The organism is Desertihabitans brevis (assembly GCF_003327535.1).
Classification (GTDB): domain Bacteria; phylum Actinomycetota; class Actinomycetes; order Propionibacteriales; family Propionibacteriaceae; genus Desertihabitans; species Desertihabitans brevis.
Genome location: NZ_QOUI01000002.1, coordinates 174,077 through 189,785 on the forward strand (window position 1 = coordinate 174,077; position 15,709 = coordinate 189,785).

The 15,709-nt window shown below is 73.0% G+C and carries 17 protein-coding genes; 7 read left to right on the forward strand and 10 right to left on the reverse strand.

What is annotated here, in order from left to right; all coding sequences use genetic code 11:
- The first annotated feature begins 7 nt into the window (after positions 1-7).
- Positions 8-448, forward strand: coding sequence for a Fur family transcriptional regulator (locus DT076_RS04140; protein WP_114125390.1), 441 nt, complete (start codon positions 8-10; stop codon positions 446-448).
- 12 nt (positions 449-460) lie between these two features.
- Complete coding sequence (gene katG / locus DT076_RS04145) at positions 461-2,743, forward strand: catalase/peroxidase HPI (RefSeq protein WP_114125391.1); 2,283 nt, start codon at positions 461-463, stop codon at positions 2,741-2,743.
- A gap of 66 nt (positions 2,744-2,809) precedes the next feature.
- Here katG and DT076_RS04150 read toward each other — a convergent pair whose 3' ends face one another.
- From DT076_RS04150 to DT076_RS04165, 4 genes are all read right to left on the reverse strand, one after another.
- Positions 2,810-3,469, reverse strand: coding sequence for an aggregation-promoting factor C-terminal-like domain-containing protein (locus tag DT076_RS04150; protein WP_199538950.1), 660 nt, complete (start codon positions 3,467-3,469; stop codon positions 2,810-2,812).
- Positions 3,470-3,572: 103 nt separating this feature from the next.
- Positions 3,573-4,898 carry a PhoH family protein gene (locus DT076_RS04155; protein ID WP_114125392.1) on the reverse strand — a complete coding sequence of 442 codons (1,326 nt, stop codon included), beginning with the start codon at positions 4,896-4,898 and terminating at the stop codon, positions 3,573-3,575.
- Between the two features lie 265 nt (positions 4,899-5,163).
- Entirely contained in the window at positions 5,164-6,639 is a 1,476-nt protein-coding gene (locus DT076_RS04160; protein WP_114125393.1) for a S10 family peptidase, read from the reverse strand.
- Positions 6,640-6,687: 48 nt separating this feature from the next.
- Positions 6,688-7,497 carry an isoprenyl transferase gene (locus DT076_RS04165; RefSeq protein ID WP_114125394.1) on the reverse strand — a complete coding sequence of 270 codons (810 nt, stop codon included), beginning with the start codon at positions 7,495-7,497 and terminating at the stop codon, positions 6,688-6,690.
- Between the two features lie 147 nt (positions 7,498-7,644).
- On the opposite strand from DT076_RS04165, the gene trhA reads away from it, so the two are divergent.
- Positions 7,645-8,337, forward strand: coding sequence for a PAQR family membrane homeostasis protein TrhA (trhA, locus tag DT076_RS04170; RefSeq protein WP_233493626.1), 693 nt, complete (start codon positions 7,645-7,647; stop codon positions 8,335-8,337).
- A gap of 332 nt (positions 8,338-8,669) precedes the next feature.
- Here trhA and DT076_RS04175 read toward each other — a convergent pair whose 3' ends face one another.
- Positions 8,670-8,903, reverse strand: a complete 234-nt coding sequence (locus DT076_RS04175; RefSeq protein ID WP_114125395.1) for a hypothetical protein — start codon at positions 8,901-8,903, stop codon at positions 8,670-8,672.
- A 36-nt stretch (positions 8,904-8,939) separates the two neighbouring features.
- A complete protein-coding gene (mca, locus tag DT076_RS04180) occupies positions 8,940-9,884 on the reverse strand; it encodes a mycothiol conjugate amidase Mca (RefSeq protein ID WP_114125396.1) in 945 nt (314 codons plus the stop codon).
- 59 nt (positions 9,885-9,943) lie between these two features.
- Here mca and DT076_RS04185 point away from each other — a divergent pair, with 59 nt between their 5' ends.
- Together DT076_RS04185 and greA are read left to right on the forward strand one after the other, a co-directional pair.
- On the forward strand, positions 9,944-10,360 hold the full coding sequence (locus DT076_RS04185; protein ID WP_114125397.1) for a DUF4307 domain-containing protein: 417 nt from the start codon (positions 9,944-9,946) through the stop codon (positions 10,358-10,360).
- A 109-nt stretch (positions 10,361-10,469) separates the two neighbouring features.
- Complete coding sequence (greA, locus tag DT076_RS04190; RefSeq protein ID WP_114125398.1) at positions 10,470-10,982, forward strand: transcription elongation factor GreA; 513 nt, start codon at positions 10,470-10,472, stop codon at positions 10,980-10,982.
- Positions 10,983-11,063: 81 nt separating this feature from the next.
- On the opposite strand, the gene DT076_RS04195 is transcribed toward greA, so the two are convergent.
- From DT076_RS04195 to DT076_RS04205, 3 genes are all read right to left on the reverse strand, one after another.
- Positions 11,064-11,456, reverse strand: a complete 393-nt coding sequence (locus DT076_RS04195) for a DUF2089 domain-containing protein (RefSeq protein ID WP_233493627.1) — start codon at positions 11,454-11,456, stop codon at positions 11,064-11,066.
- A 40-nt stretch (positions 11,457-11,496) separates the two neighbouring features.
- Positions 11,497-12,414, reverse strand: a complete 918-nt coding sequence (locus DT076_RS04200; RefSeq protein ID WP_233493628.1) for a hypothetical protein — start codon at positions 12,412-12,414, stop codon at positions 11,497-11,499.
- 77 nt (positions 12,415-12,491) lie between these two features.
- Complete coding sequence (locus tag DT076_RS04205) at positions 12,492-13,724, reverse strand: AI-2E family transporter (protein WP_114125399.1); 1,233 nt, start codon at positions 13,722-13,724, stop codon at positions 12,492-12,494.
- A gap of 66 nt (positions 13,725-13,790) precedes the next feature.
- Here DT076_RS04205 and DT076_RS04210 point away from each other — a divergent pair, with 66 nt between their 5' ends.
- On the forward strand, positions 13,791-14,501 hold the full coding sequence (locus DT076_RS04210) for a uracil-DNA glycosylase (protein WP_407642703.1): 711 nt from the start codon (positions 13,791-13,793) through the stop codon (positions 14,499-14,501).
- Between the two features lie 26 nt (positions 14,502-14,527).
- On the forward strand, positions 14,528-15,172 hold the full coding sequence (msrA, locus tag DT076_RS04215) for a peptide-methionine (S)-S-oxide reductase MsrA (RefSeq protein ID WP_233493630.1): 645 nt from the start codon (positions 14,528-14,530) through the stop codon (positions 15,170-15,172).
- A gap of 52 nt (positions 15,173-15,224) precedes the next feature.
- Here msrA and DT076_RS04220 read toward each other — a convergent pair whose 3' ends face one another.
- Positions 15,225-15,653, reverse strand: a complete 429-nt coding sequence (locus DT076_RS04220; protein WP_114125648.1) for a pyridoxamine 5'-phosphate oxidase family protein — start codon at positions 15,651-15,653, stop codon at positions 15,225-15,227.
- Positions 15,654-15,709: the final 56 nt, after the last annotated feature.

Genomic DNA, 15,709 nt, shown 5'->3' on the forward strand with positions numbered 1-15,709 from the left:
TGCGGCCGTGGTCACCGAGCCGGAGCTGCACCCGCTGCTGAGGGCAGCCGGGTTGCGCGTCACCCGCCCGCGGGTGGCGGTGCTGCAGGCGGTGCACGCCGCCCCGCACGCCGACACCACCGAGCTCCTCCACCGCACCCGGCAGACCCTGCCCGAGGTGTCGCAGCAGGCCGTCTACGACGTGCTCGCCGCGCTCACCGACGCGGGTCTGGTCCGCCGGTTGCACGCCGGGGGTTCGGTGGCCCGCTACGAGGCACGGGTGGACGACAACCACCACCACCTGCTGTGCCGCTCCTGCGGCACGATCGTCGACGTCGACTGCGCCGTCGGGCCCGCCCCCTGCCTGGCCCCCGACGACGCCCACGGATTCACCGTCGAGCAGGCCGAGGTCGTCTACCGCGGCCTGTGCGCCTCCTGCTCCTCCGCACCCGACCCCGTCACCACCTGAGGAAGGACCGTCATGACCGACCAGAACGACGCCCCGGAGCCCACGCCGGGCAACGCCCAGGGGCTGGACGCCAAGACCGAGGGCGGCTGCCCGGTCGCGCACGGCAGCGTCACCTCCCACGGCAGCGAGAGCGAGAACCCCGCGATCGACTCGCCCACCCCGGTCAACCCGCGCCCGCGCACCAACCAGGACTGGTGGCCCAACCAGCTCGACCTGTCGGTGCTGCACGCCCACCACCCGGCCGGCAACCCGCTCGGTCCGGACTTCAGCTACCGCGAGGCCTTCGCGACGCTGGACGTCGAGGCGCTCAAGCGCGACATCGTCGAGGTGCTCACCACCCCGCAGGACTGGTGGCCGGCCGACTTCGGCCACTACGGCGGCCTGATGATCCGGATGAGCTGGCACGCCGCCGGCACCTACCGGGTGCACGACGGCCGTGGCGGCGCCGGTGACGGCGGGCAGCGGTTCGCCCCGCTCAACAGCTGGCCCGACAACGCCAACCTCGACAAGGCGCGCCGGCTGCTGTGGCCGGTCAAGCAGAAGTACGGCCAGGCGCTGTCCTGGGCCGACCTGCTCGTGCTGGCCGGCAACGTCGCGATGGAGTCGATGGGCTTCAAGACCTTCGGCTTCGCCTTCGGCCGCGAGGACGTCTGGGAGCCCGAGGAGATCTTCTGGGGTCCCGAGGACACCTGGGTCGGCGACGAGCGCTACCTCGGCGAGCAGGAGATGAGCGAGGGCGTCGGCTCCACCGAGATGGGTCTGATCTACGTCAACCCCGAGGGCCCGGCCGGCAACCCCGACCCCAGGGCGGCCGCCTGGTTCATCCGCGAGACCTTCAAGCGGATGGCGATGAACGACGAGGAGACCGTCGCGCTGATCGCCGGCGGGCACACCTTCGGCAAGACCCACGGCGCCGGACCGGCCGACGACCACGTCGGCCCGGAGCCGGAGGGCGCCCCGCTGGAGGCCCAGGGCCTCGGCTGGCTCAGCAGCTACGGCAGCGGGAAGGGCGGCGACACCATCACCTCCGGTCTCGAGGTCACCTGGACCGACCGCCCCACCGAGTGGAGCAACCGGTTCTTCGAGATCCTCTTCGGCCACGAGTGGGAGCTCACCGAGAGCCCGGCCGGGGCCAAGCAGTGGGTGGCCAAGGACGGCGAGGCGATCATCCCCGACCCGTTCGACCCCGAGAAGAAGCACAAGCCCACGATGCTCACCACCGACCTGGCGCTGCGGGTCGACCCGGTCTACGAGAAGATCTCGCGGCGCTTCCTGGAGAACCCCGACGAGTTCGCCACCGCCTTCGCCAAGGCCTGGTACAAGCTGCTGCACCGTGACATGGGCCCGGTGGGGCCGCACATGCTCGGCCCGTGGGTGCCGGAGCCGCAGCTGTGGCAGGACCCGGTGCCGGCCGTCGACCACCCGCTGGTCGACGAGGCCCGGGTGGCCGAGCTCAAGCAGCGCCTGCTCGGCTCCGGTCTGTCGGTCTCCCAGCTGGTCTCGCTGGCCTGGGCCTCGGCGGCCACCTTCCGCAAGACCGACAAGCGCGGCGGGGCCAACGGCGCCCGGATCGCGCTGGAGCCGCAGCGCGGCTGGGCGGTGCACGCCGACGTCCAGGACGCCCTGGCCACCCTCGAGCGGCTGAAGCAGGAGTTCGACGGCGCCCAGACCGACGGCACGCGCATCTCGCTGGCCGACCTGGTCGTGCTCGGTGGCTGCGCCGCGGTGGAGCAGGCGGCCCGCGAGGCCGGTGTCGAGGTGGTCGTGCCGTTCCGTCCGGGACGGACCGACGCCACCCAGGAGCAGACCGACGTCGAGGCGGTCGGCTACCTCGAGCCCCGCGCCGACGGGTTCCGCAACTGGGTCGGTGAGGGCCAGGAGCTGCGTCCGGAGACCCTCCTGCTGGACAAGGCCTACATGCTCGACCTCTCCGCACCGGAGATGACGGTGCTGCTGGGCGGTCTGCGGGCGCTGGGGGCGAACGCCGGCGGCACCGCGCACGGCGTCCTCACCGGGCGTCCGGGGGCGCTGACGAACGACTTCTTCGTCAACCTGCTCTCCCCCGGCGCGAAGTGGCAGAAGAGCGGCGAGGACGGCGTCTACGAGATCACCGACGCCGCCACCGGTGAGTTGCGCTGGACCGCCACCGCGGTCGACCTGGTGTTCGGCTCGAACTCCCAGCTGCGCGCCCTCTCGGAGGTCTACGCCAGCGCGGACGCCGGTGAGAAGTTCGTCCGTGACTTCGTGGCCGCCTGGGTGAAGGTCAGCGAGCTGGACCGCTTCGACCTGCGCTGAGCGCATCGATCCCTGCCGACGCGGTGGGCTGTCCCCCGACGGCCCGCCGCGTCGGCGTCTCTGGGGTCAGTACCAGTGGTGCGCTCGGTGGAAGGACCAGGCCCGGCACGGTGTGGAGTAGCGCTGCTCGATGTCCTCGAAGCCCCACCGCAGCTGGGTCGCCGGGTTGGTGCGCCAGTCGTCCCCGGCGGTGGCCAGCTTCTCCGCCGGCAGGGCCTGCACCAGCCCGTACGCCCCGGAGCCCGGGTTGACCGCGAGCGGGTCCCAGGACGACTCCTGGGTGATCAGCGCGTCGATGCACCGCCACTGCTCGCCGTCCCAGCCGTGGCGGGAGGCGGCCAGCTGGCGGGCGATCTGGCGGGGGTCGGTGAGGTCGGGGTCGTCGCCGGCCCGCTCGGCCTCACGCCGGGCGCGTTCCAAGTCGGCGGTCAGACGCTCGTCGACCTCGCGCAGGGTCTCCGCCCGGGCAGCCGCCTCGGCCTCCAGCACCGCCTCGTCCACCGGGACGCGGGTGCTGGACCGGGAGAACGCGTCCTCCACCGCCGCCCGGCGCGCCGCCCCCTCCACGTCCCCGCTCGAGACCGTGCCGCGCGCCGGTGCGGGCTGCTGGCCGTGCACGTCGGGGGCCGACGCCGAGGCCCAGGGCTGCACCAGCAGCACCACCACGGTGAGGACCAGGGTCGCCACCACCACCACGGCAGCACCGAGCAGTCGAGGGGCAGGCATCCGCAGCAGACTGGCAGATGAGAAGTTCTTGGTCAACTCTCAGGTGCTGCACGGTTTTCTGACGGCCGGGGTGGCCCGTGGCGCGGGCCACCCCGAGAACCGGTCAGCCGAGGGGTTCGCCCTCCAGCATCTCCGTCACCAGCGCCGCGATCGGCGAGCGCTCCGAGCGGGTCAGCGTGATGTGGGCGAACAGCGGGTGGCCCTTGAGCTTCTCCACCACCGCAACCACACCGTCGTGGCGGCCCACCCGCAGGTTGTCGCGCTGGGCGACGTCGTGGGTGAGCACCACCCGGGAGTCCTGCCCGATCCGGCTGAGGACCGTGAGCAGGACGTTGCGCTCCAGGGACTGGGCCTCGTCCACGATGACGAACGCGTCGTGCAGCGAGCGTCCGCGGATGTGGGTCAGCGGCAGCACCTCGAGCATCCCGCGGTCGAGCACCTCGTCGATGACGTCGCGGCCGGCGACCGCGCCGAGGGTGTCGAAGACCGCCTGGGCCCAGGGCGCCATCTTCTCGTGCTCGGTGCCCGGCAGGTAGCCCAGGTCCTGCCCGCCGACGGCGTAGAGCGGCCGGAAGACGACCACCTTGGAGTGCTGGCGACGCTCCAGCACCGCCTCCAGACCGGCGCACAGCGCGAGCGCCGACTTGCCGGTGCCGGCCCGGCCACCCATGGAGACGATGCCGATGCTGGGGTCGAGCAGCAGGTCGAGGGCGATCCGCTGCTCGGCCGAGCGCCCGTGCAGCCCGAAGGCCTCCCGGTCGGGCTTGACCAGCCGGAGCTGCTTGCCCGGCGTCACCCGGGCTAGCGCCGACGTGCCGTTGCCGAGCACCACGACACCGGTGTGGCAGGGCAGGTCGCGGGCGGCGTCGGAGTCGATGACACCCTCGGCGTAGAGCGCGTCCACCTCGGCCGGGCTGGCCGCCAGCTCGGCCATCCCGGTCCAGCCCGAGGCCGAGGCCAGCTCGGCCCGGTACTCCTCGGCCGGCAGGCCCACCGCGCTGGCCTTGACCCGCATCGGCAGGTCCTTGCTGACCAGCACCACGTCGCAGCCCTCGGCCTGGAAGTTCAGCGCCACCGCCAGGATCCGCGAGTCGTTGTCGCCCAGCCGGAAGCCGGCCGGCAGCACCGTCGGATCGGTGTGGTTGAGCTCGACGTGCACCGTCCCGCCGCTGTCGGTCACCGGGACCGGGGCGTCCAGCCGGCCGTGGGCGATCCGCAGGTCGTCCAGCTGCCGCAGCGCCGAGCGGGCGAAGTAGCCCAGCTCGGGGTGGTGCCGTTTCGCCTCGAGCTCGGTGATCACCACCACCGGCAGGACCACGTCGTGCTCGGCGAACCGCGACAGCGCCCGCGGGTCGCTGAGCAGCACGGAGGTGTCGATGACGTAGGTCCTGCGACCGGACGCGGGCGTCGCGGCGGATTCGATCGTCACAGTGAGTCCTTGTCCGGGACCGCACGTCACCACCCGCCGGCCCCACGGTGCTACGTGGTCAGCCGGGTGGCCTGCCGTGGCCGCCGGAGCGGCCGGTGGTGTCCATGCAGTGCGCCTCCGGACGGGCAGCTTCCCCACTCCCCGTGACCCCGACGCTACGCCCGTCGGAGCTCGGATCGACGCGCGGACACGCCGGGGACGGCTCCGTCACCGAGTCGTCATCCGCCCGCTCCCCGGTCGTCATCCGGACCGCCGCGGGACACGCTCAGCGGTGGCTGCGGCGGCGGACGAAGTCGGCCAGGTCGGCGCTCTGGCGCAGCCGGGTCTCCTCGTGCACGTACATCATGTGGCCGGCCTCGTAGTAGCGGTGCTCGATGTTGGCGCGCAGCTCGTCGGGCACCTGCAGGTGGGCGATCGAGTCCTCCGCGCAGGAGTACGGCGTCGCCCCGTCGTAGTAGCCGTAGGCCACGTGCACGGCCAGGTGCGGGTTCTGCCGCATCGCCCGGGCCAGCCGGTCGGTGACGACCACCGGGGAGTTCTCGAACTCGCGGTAGCTCCACTGCTCGATGACGCCCTTGCCGAACACGCGGAACGGGGTGTCCAGGCGCACCTCGAGGTCGTGGTGCAGGTAGTGCTGGTAGGCCGCGGCGTAGGGGCCGAGGATGGCGTCCATCGACGGGTCGGCGTCCATCTTCTCCGCGATCGCGCTGGCGGCCGGACCGGTGAAGCGGGAGTCCAGCCGGCCGACGGTGAGCCCTTCCGCGCGACGCAGCTCGCCGAAGTAGCGCCAGTGCTCGATCCGCAGGTCGGCCCGGTCGACGTAGTCCTCGCTCAGCCCGCTCAGCCGGGCCACGGTGGCGACCGCGCGCGCCCGCTCCTCGGCGTCCAGCCGGGAGCCGCGGGCCAGCACGTAGGGGTACTCCCGGGCGGCGTACTGCTCGGCCTCGGCCAGCACCTCGGCGAGCGGGCGGTCGCCGTGCCGGCCGTGGTAGTGCGCGGTGGCGGCGTAGAAGGGCAGGTAGAGCGCGACGGCACGGTCGTTCCCGCGCTCGAAGTTGAGCACCCCGAAGTCGAGCACGGTGGAGATCAGCAGCAGCCCGTTGAGGTACATCCCGTACTCGCCCTGCAGGTGGGCGGCCAGCGCGGCGGCCCGGGTGGTGCCGTAGGACTCCCCGGCCAGGAACTTCGGCGAGAGCCAGCGCCCCTCGGCGCTGACCCACTGCCGGATGATCTCCCCCACCGACTCCAGGTCGGCGGTGAAGCCGTGGAAGTCGCGGGCCTTCTGCCCCTCCACCACCCGCGAGCGACCGGTGGAGACCGGGTCGATGAAGACCAGGTCGCTGACGGCGAGCAGCGACTCGGGGTTGTCGGCCACCGCGTACGGCGGTGTCTCCAGCGCGCCGGCGTCGCCCATCAGCACCCGGCGCGGGCCGAGCAGACCCATGTGCAGCCAGACGCTGGAGGATCCGGGGCCGCCGTTGAAGGCGAAGGTGACCGGGCGGGTGGTCGGGTCGGCGCCGTCGGCGGTGTAGACCGTCACCCCGACGTGGGCCCGCGGGCGACGGCCCTTGGAGACGCCGTCCTCGACGTGGTCCTCCCACAGCACGACGCTGCCGGCGCGGGCGGTGTAGGCCAGCGGGCCGTCGGGGGTCTGCAGCTGGTGGCGGGTGGTGACCAGCTCGTCCGCGACGGCGGTCGGCGGCTCGGGCTCGGCGGGCGCGCTCGGCGCTGGCTCGGTCATGTCAGCCGACCCTAGCGACCTGCTCCGACGACGCCAGCGGGCACCGCCTCAGCGGCCGAAGCGGCGCTCCCGGCTGGCGTAGGAGCGCAGCGCCCGGACGAAGTCCACCTTGCGGAAGTCGGGCCACAGCGCGTCGCAGAACCAGAACTCGCTGTGCGCGGACTGCCACATCAGGAATCCCGACATCCGCTGCTCGCCGGAGGTCCGGATGATGAGGTCGGGGTCGGGCTGGCCGCTGGTGTAGAGGTGCTCGGCGATCTCGTCGATCTCCAGCGTCCGGGCCAGCTGCTCGATCGAGGTGCCGCGCCGGGCGTGGTCGGCCAGCAGAGAGCGGACCGCGTCGCGCAGCTCGTGGCGCCCGCCGTAGGAGACGGCGATGTTGATGTGCATGCCCTCGATGTGACGGGTCTCCTGGTCGGCCACCCGCAGCCGCTCGGCGGTGACCTCGGGCAGCAGGTCGAAGGCCCCCACCGGTTTCACCGGCCAGCGCCCGGCGTCCACGAGGTCGGCGACCATCTGCTCGATCACCTCCAGCAGCGGTTCCACCTCCTCGTCGGTGGTGCGGCCGAAGTTGTCGGTGGACAGCACCCACAGGGTCACCACCCGGATGCCGGCCTCGTCGCACCACTCGACGAACTCGCGCAGCTTGCGCGCCCCGGCCCGGTAGCCGGTGACCAGCGGCTGGCCGGGCGCGTTGAGGCGGGCCCAGCGCCGGTTGCCGTCGGCCAGCACCGCGACGTGGCGTGGCAGCCGGCGCGGGTCGATCTCGGCCAGCAGCCGGTGCTCGTAGGTGCTGTAGAGCAGCCCGGCCGGGTGCAGGCGGTCGAGCCACTCCCGGACCCGCAGCGCTCGCACCATGGGTCGGACTCTACGCGCTGGGTACCCAGAGGTGCGGCGTGCCGGGCCCTTGACGCGCCGCGCTGACGGCCTACTATACCTACGGTGCCGTAGGTTACGGGCGCGTAGGTACGACCGCACGGACGTGCGGAGGAGGTGGTGGAGCCGGTGGCGACCTGGTCCTCGTCCAAGGACTCCGGGACCGACCCTCTCAACGGGGCGGTCCGCGAGATCAAGCCACGGCTGCGCGGCTGGCTGCACTTCGGGATGACGCCGCTGGCCGGCATCGCGGGGGTGGTGCTGGTGGTGCTGGCCCCTACCGCGGCGGGCCGCATCGGCGGCGCGGTGTTCCTGGCCGCCTCGCTGCTGCTGTTCGGCACCAGCGCGCTCTACCACCGCTTCTACTGGAGCGCCGCCGGTGAGGCGGTGCTGCGACGGATGGACCACGCGAACATCTTCGTGTTCATCGCCGCCACCTACACCCCGATGGCGTTGACCATGCTCGCCGGCCGCTCCCAGGTGGTGCTGCTGGTGCTGATCTGGTCGGTGGCGCTGCTCGGCCTGGTGTTCCGGATCGTCTGGCTGAGGGCGCCGCGCTGGCTCTACACCGTGCTCTACCTCGGCATGGGGTGGGCCGCGCTCGGCTGGCTGCCGCAGTTCTACCGCAGCGGCGGACCCGTCGTGCTGGGGCTGGTGCTGGCCGGCGGCCTGCTCTACTCCCTGGGTGCGGTGGTCTACGCCCGCAAGCGTCCCAACCCGTCCCCGCGCTGGTTCGGGTTCCACGAGATCTTCCACGCCGCCACCATCGGTGCCTTCGCCTGCCACTACACCGCGATCTCGATCACCACCTACGCCCACTGAGCCCGGACCGCTCCGGGCGGGCCGGCCCAGCTGCAGCCACTGGACGTGGTGGGCCAGCGGCCGTGGTGCTGCGCATCCGGCGTCCCCACGGGAGGACCAGCCGGACGTGACGGCTCACCCACGGAGGGTAACCAGCCGGTGCCGGCGCATCCGCACCGGTGCCCGGCGCCGAACCAGGACCGGCCGAGCCAGCTGCGGGTCCGCGGACCCTGAGGAGGACGACGACGTGACGAAGAGCAAGACCTGGTGGATCTGGGTGTTCCTGGCCGGGATCGTGGTGGTCGTCGTGCTGCTCACCTCGCTGTACTTCGTCAGCGACTGACCTCCGGCGGTCATCCGCGCCGGCGGCCGTCCTCCTCACCCGGCCGGCCACCCTCCGGGCCGGCGGCTCCCGGGTCGCCGGCCACGTCGTCCCCGGCGTCGGGGTCGTCGGCGTCCTGCGCCGACCAGTTGGCGTGCAGCCGCTTCATCTGACGCTGCATCAGCACGAACAGCACCCCGGCGATCGCCACCATCACGACGACGAGCACCAGCGGCGTCCAGTCCGACGGCACGTCCAGCTCCATGCCGGCGACCCTACCCCGGGCCGCCGACGCCCGGGCTCAGCCGACGGCCGGGACGGCGATACCGGCGAACAGGTCGTCCTCCAGACCGCCCTCGGGCCGGGTGGGGCCGATCCGGCTCTGCGCCAGCTCGAAGTCCTCGGTGGGCCACACCTCGGTCTGGACGTCGAGCGGCACGGCGAACCAGGCCCCGTGGGGGTCGACCTGGGTGGCGTGGGCCAGCAGCGCGGCGTCGCGGACGGAGAAGTACTCCGCGCACGGCACCCGGGTGGTGATCCGGTCCTGGTGGGCGGGGTCGCGCGTCCAGTCCTTCATCCGCTCGGCGTAGGGCGACTCCAGCCCGTGCCGCAGCATCGCCTCGTGCAGCGCGAGCATGCGGTCGTAGTGGAAGGAGAAGTGGTAGTACAGCTTGCTCGCCGCCCACGGCTCGCCGAGCTCGGGGAAGGCCTGCGGGTCGGCCGCCGCCTCCCACGCCGCCACGCTCACCCGGTGGCACATGATGTGGTCGGGGTGGGGGTAGCCGCCGTTCTCGTCGTAGGTGGTGATGACGTGCGGTCGGAACTCCCGGATCACCCGCACCAGCGGCGCGCAGGACTCCGCCGGGTCGGTGAGCCCGAAGCACCCCTCGGGCAGCGGCGGCAGCGGGTCGCCCTCGGGCAGCCCGGAGTCGACGAAGCCCAACCACACCTGGTCCACGCCCAGGATCTCGCGGGCCCGCTCCATCTCCGCCCGCCGCACCTCGGTGATGTTGGCCAGGATGTCGGGACGCTCCATCGCCGGGTTGAGGATCGAGCCGCGCTCCCCGCCGGTGCAGGTAGCCACCAGCACCTGCACGCCCTCGGCCACGTAGCGCGCGGTGGTGGCCGCACCCTTGCTCGACTCGTCGTCGGGGTGGGCGTGGACGTGCAGCAGGCGCAGCGGTTCCCCGTCGGCGTCGACGCGCAGCGGCGTGGTGGGGCGGGGACGGGAGGATCGGTCGAGCACGGCGGAAAGGCTAGCCCGACGGGTCGGGCGCGCCCGCGCCGGAGTGGGAGGATGGACGGGTGCCCGAGCCCGTCCAGACCCTGACCGCCGCCGACCGGGAGCGGATCCGGCGGCGCTACCCGCGGTCCTGGTTCGCCCGGCCGGCCGGTGTGGCGGGGCTGGCCGTCACCGCCGTGCTGCTGCTGGCCTGGCTGGTGTGGGCCGGGCTCGACCAGTCCACGCCGGCGGTCAGCGGCCGGGTGGACCGCTACACGATCAGCGACACCCACCTGGACGTGACCGTGAGCATCCAGCGTCCGGACCCGGGCGTGCGGGCGTCCTGCCTGCTGGTGGCCTCGGCCCAGAACTTCGAGCGGGTCGGCGAGGTGGAGGTGGTGCTGCCTCCCGGCGGCGAACCGCTGGTGCAGCAGGACGTGCGGGTGCGGACCTTCCGGCGGGCCTCCACCGCGAGCCTGGAGGACTGCTCCGCCGGCTGATCCCGCACCGCTCCCACCGGCGGGGGCGGCGTCTGAGAAGATGCCAACGACAGCCTGAGCGTCGCCCGACCACTTCGGCCGCTGGTGTCTGCGCTGCTAAGGTCGCCCGATGGACAAGACCGACGCGAACACCATCTGGTTGACCCAGGAGGCGTACGACAAGCTCAACCAGGAGCTGGACCACCTCATCAACGTGGGTCGCGACGAGGTGTCCCAGCGCATCGCCGCTGCACGCGACGAGGGCGACCTCAAGGAGAACGGCGGGTATCACGCCGCCCGTGAGGAGCAGGGCCAGATGGAGGCCCGGATCCGCCAGCTGCAGGACATGCTGCGCCGCGCCGAGGTGGGTGAGCAGCCCGACGACCCCGACGAGGTGGCCGCGGGCACGCAGGTGACCATCGCCTTCGACGGCGACACCTCCGACACCGACACCTTCCTGCTGGGCTCGCGGGAGGTGCTCGGCCTGGACGAGGCCGCCGACACCGTCAACGTGTACAGCCCGCAGTCGCCGCTGGGCAGCGCCATCCTCGGCAAGAAGAAGGGTGACGAGGTCACCTACGAGGCCCCCAACGGCCGGCCGATCACGGTGACGATCGTCGGCGTGCAGCCCTTCCGCTCCTGAACGGGCCGGCCCGGCCCCGACCACACGCACGACGCCCCGGACCCACCTCGGGTCCGGGGCGTCGTGCGGTTGCGGCCGTCCTCAGGAGGAGAGCAGCCGCTGCGCCTCCTCCGGCGTGATCCGGCCGCTCGCCACGTCGGCCAGCACCTGCTCGCGGTCGACCTGCGGGGCGGGCTCACCCAGCCCGAGCTTGTCGAGCAGCCGCGTGAACCGCTGCCGCGCGGTCGGGTAGGAGACGCCGAGGTGCTTCTCGACCTCGCGCAGGTTGCCCCGCGAGGCCAGGAACACGTTGAGCGTCTCGCGGTCCTCGGCGCTGAGCGCGCAGAACTGGCACTGCTGGAAGAACCCGGCCAGCTCGGTGCCGCAGCCCGGGCAGCCCAGCCGCGTCACCTCCAGCCGCTGCGCGCACACCGGGCACGTGCTGGGAGCCGGGTGCAGCCCGTGGTGCCCGCGCCGGGCGCTCTGCTCGCTCACCAGCGCCACCCCCGTCGAGCCCGGGCCGCCCGCGGGGCCGTCACGGGGTGCCCACCCGGACCGCGGCGTGGCCCATCACCACGCCGATGTCGAGCCGGGCGTTGCCCTGGCCCATCACCACCTCGTCGCCGGCGCCGGTGTGACCGCCGGACCAGCTCACCTTGCCCAGCTGGGCGTCGGAGCGGATGGTGACGTTGGAGCGGTCGTCGAGCTCGATGGTCAGCGAGCCGGACTCCACCTTGACCCGCGAGCGGCCGGTGCGCAGGGCCCCGGTCAGGGTGGCCTGGCCGGCCTGCACCAGGGCGTCGTTCACCTCGGCCACCTCGCTCATCCGGGCCCCGCCCGCAGTGACCCGGATCCGGCCCAGCCACGGCACCCTCTCGGTGGTCAGGCTGCCGGCGGTCACCTCGGCGTCGACGGCCAGCACCGGGTTGACCCGCACCACCAGCTCCTTGCCCAGGCCCATCGAGCGGACGTCGTCCAGGCTGCGCGGCGGGCGGAGCACCGAGAACCCGTCGAAGGACGGGCCGAGCTCGCCCTCGCTGGTGATCTCCAGCACGTCGCCGTTGCGGCGGACCACGTTCGGACCGTCGACGGCGGCGGTGCTCACCTTGCGGTCACCGATGATGCGGACCCGCCGGCCCACGGTGCGCACCGAGACCCGGTCGACCCCGTTGACGCTGCCGCGGTCGGGGACGGAGAGGTCCTCCGGCTCCCGCGGGCGCGCCGGCTCGTCGGCGGCACCGGTGGGCCGGGGGTCGGTCGGGTCGGTGCCGGTGTCCTCCCCGTCCAGCGGCCAGACCCGCTCCGAGGCGTGGGTGGCGTGCTGGGGACGTCCGTTCTGGACGTCGTCGACGGGCTCGGCCTTGAGGGCGTCGATCCGTCGGGCGGCTTCGGCCGGGGTGAGGCGGCCGGCGGCGAGGTCCTCGAGGATCGGACCCAGGTCAGGTTGACTCATGGCACGAATATAAACGCGTCTTGCCAGAGTGGGAAGACTGCTTTCCTGATCTCAGGGACGGGTCGGGGGTGACCCTCTCAGGCGCTCGGCTCCTCTGCCGGTTCGGGCAGCTCGAGCCGGCCGAAGTCGTCGCCACGGACCAGGGTGGAGACGAAGCTCTGCACGAAGGCCAGCACCGGGATGGCGATCAGACCACCGACGATGCCGCCCAAGGTGATCCCGACCGTGATGGCCAGGATCACCGCCAGCGGGTGCACCGAGACGGCCTTGCCGAGCAGGAACGGCTGCAGCACGTTGCCCTCCAGCTGCATCACCAGGATGACCCCGCCCAACATGATCAGCGCCTGCACCCAGCCGACGGCCACCAGCGCCACCGCCACCGCGACGAACCCGGTGACCACCGCGCCGACGATCGGCACGAACGCGCCCAGGAAGACCAGCGCGGCCAGCGCCGGCGCCAGCGGCACCTGCAGCACCAGGGCCACCACCAGCACGCCGACCGCGTCCACCAGGGCGACCAGCACGGTGGCCCGGACGTAGGAGATCAGCGAGGTCCAGCCGGTGCGCGAGGCGACGTCCACCCGCTCACGGGCCGCCCCGGGCACGAAGCGCAGCACCGCGTTCCAGATCCGGGGACCGTCGTAGAGGAAGAAGAACAGCGCGAACAGCGCGATGGCCAGACCGGCGAAGAAGTTGCCGACCGCTCCGCCGGCGGTCTGCGCCCACCCCAGGAAGGTGTCCTGGGAGCTGCGGGCCCAGTCGACGATGCGGTCCTCGAACTGCTGGATCTGGGCCGCGTCGACGGGCAGCGGACCCTCCTGCAGCCAGGTGAGGAAGGTCTGCACCCCGGCCAGCGTCTGGTCGTAGAGCTCACCGGAGGCCTGCACGATCTGCTGGACGATCAGCGCCAGCACGCCGACCACCACCAGGAACCCGCCGACCACCCCGAGCGTGACGGCCAGGCCCCGCGGCCAGCCGTGCCGGGTCAGGAGGCCGATCAGCGGCTGCAGCAGCGCGGCCAGCAGCAGCGCCACCGCCACCGGGACGGTCACCCCCGAGAAGTAGGTCATCGCCCAGCCCAGACCGATCACCAGGGCGGCGATCGCCAGCAGCCGCCAGGACCAGCCCGCCGCGACCCGGATCCCGAACGGCACCGCCCGCCCGAAGTCGCCGGTGCGTTCGGTGAACGGGGTGGCCGCCTTGGCCTCCTGCACGGCCGGGTCGGCCGCGGCCGCCCGGATCGCCGCCTGCTCGCGCTCGGCCTTCTGGATCGCGCCGCGACGAGCGGCCTCCTCGCGTCGTGATGCCATGGTCGCAGTCTGTCACCCCGCTCCGACGGGTGGGCGCAGCGGAGCGAGCGTGGCACCATGCGGCGGGTGAGCCCACGACCGCTGCACGAGCTCGTCGCCCCGGACTGGGCCGAGGCCCTCGCGCCGGTGGCCGACGAGATCGCCGCGCTGGGCGACTTCCTGCGCGCCGAGGTCGCGGCGGGCCGCGGCTACCTCCCGGCCGGGCCGGACGTGCTGCGGGCCTTTCGGCTGCCGCTGGCGACGGTCCGCGTGCTGGTGGTCGGCCAGGACCCCTACCCCACGCCGGGGCACCCGGTCGGGCTGTCGTTCTCGGTCGCCCCCGACGTCCGGCCGCTGCCGCGCAGCCTGGTCAACATCTACACCGAGCTGCAGGCCGACCTCGGCATCCCGCCCGCCGAGCACGGCGACCTCACCGCCTGGTTCGAGCAGGGGGTGCTGCTGCTCAACCGGGTGCTCACGGTGCAGCCGGGCCAGCCGGCCTCGCACCGGGGCCGCGGCTGGGAGCGGGTCACCGAGGTGGCGATCCGGGCGCTGGTGGCCCGGGGCGGCCCGCTGGTGGCGCTGCTGTGGGGCCGGGACGCGCAGTCGCTGCGGCCCCTGCTGGGCGACGTCCCGGTGGTCGCCTCGGCGCACCCCTCACCCCTCTCGGCCAGTCGCGGGTTCTTCGGCTCGCGTCCCTTCAGCCGCATCAACGAGCTGCTGGACGCGCAGGGCGAGGCGCCGGTGGACTGGAGGCTCGACGGCGGGAATCAGCCGGCGTCGGTGGCGTTGTCCTAGGTGCACAGCGATCTGAGGAGAGAAGCTTGTTCGAGCGCCTGTTCGCCCAGCAGTCCCTGGTGGAGCCCGACCGGGCCCTTCCGGGCCGGGACACCCCCGTCCTCACCGGGCAGCACTTCCACGAGGTCCTCGGGACGCCTCTGGAGCCGGTTCCCGCCGGGTCGGAGGTCGCCTACCTCGCCCTTGGCTGCTTCTGGGGCGCGGAGAAGCTGTACTGGCAGCTGGACGGGGTCACCTCGACCGCGGTCGGCTACCAGGGCGGCTACACCCCCAACCCGACCTACGAGGAGACCTGCTCCGGACGCACCGGGCACGCCGAGGTGGTCCGGGTGGCCTACGACCCGTCCCGGATCGGCTACGCCGACCTGCTGAAGGTGTTCTTCGAGAACCACGACCCCACCCAGGGGATGCGCCAGGGCAACGACTTCGGCACCCAGTACCGCTCGGCGATCTACACCGTCGACGAGGCCCAGGCCGAGACCGCCCGCCGGGTGCGCGACGACTTCCAGGCCGAGTTCAGCCGCGCGGGCTACGGCGAGATCACCACCGAGATCGCCCCGGCCGGCCCGTTCTACCTGGCCGAGGAGTACCACCAGCAGTACCTGGTCAAGAACCCGAACGGCTACTGCCCGATCCACGCCACCGGCGTGACCTGCAACCCGGGCGCCTGAGCCCCGGCCGTGCCGCCCGGTCGCTGCCGGGCGGCACGGCGTCCGGCCGCCGTCAGCCCAGGGTGAGGTCGGCCCCCAGCCACTGCGTGGGCCGCAGCACGACGACCACCTCCGAGGCCAGCGCCTCGTCGTCGCGGGCGTGCTCCAGGTAGCCCTCCAGGGCGTCCCCCTGCAGGTAGCGGCTCGCCATCGCGCGCTGGTCGTCCGGTGTGCTGGGGCGCTCCTCGACGACGCGGCACGCGACGCTGACGTAGCGGACCCGCGGCTCCACCGTCTGCGCGACCAGCGTGCACCTCCCGGTCGAGCGGAGTGCGGCAGCCTTGCGCGAGCGGGAGCCGGTGAGCACCCAGGCGTCGCCGCCGGGGGTGTAGTGGTACCAGATCGGCACCGCCAGCGGCGGCCCGTCCGGCTCGGGGACGGCGATCACGCCGACGTGCGGTGCGGCGAGGAACTCCTGCTTCTCTGCCTGGCTCAGCCTCATGCCGGTCACGCTAGGGCGCGCCACCGACAACCCCGCTGCCGCCGTCCTCCGCGCAC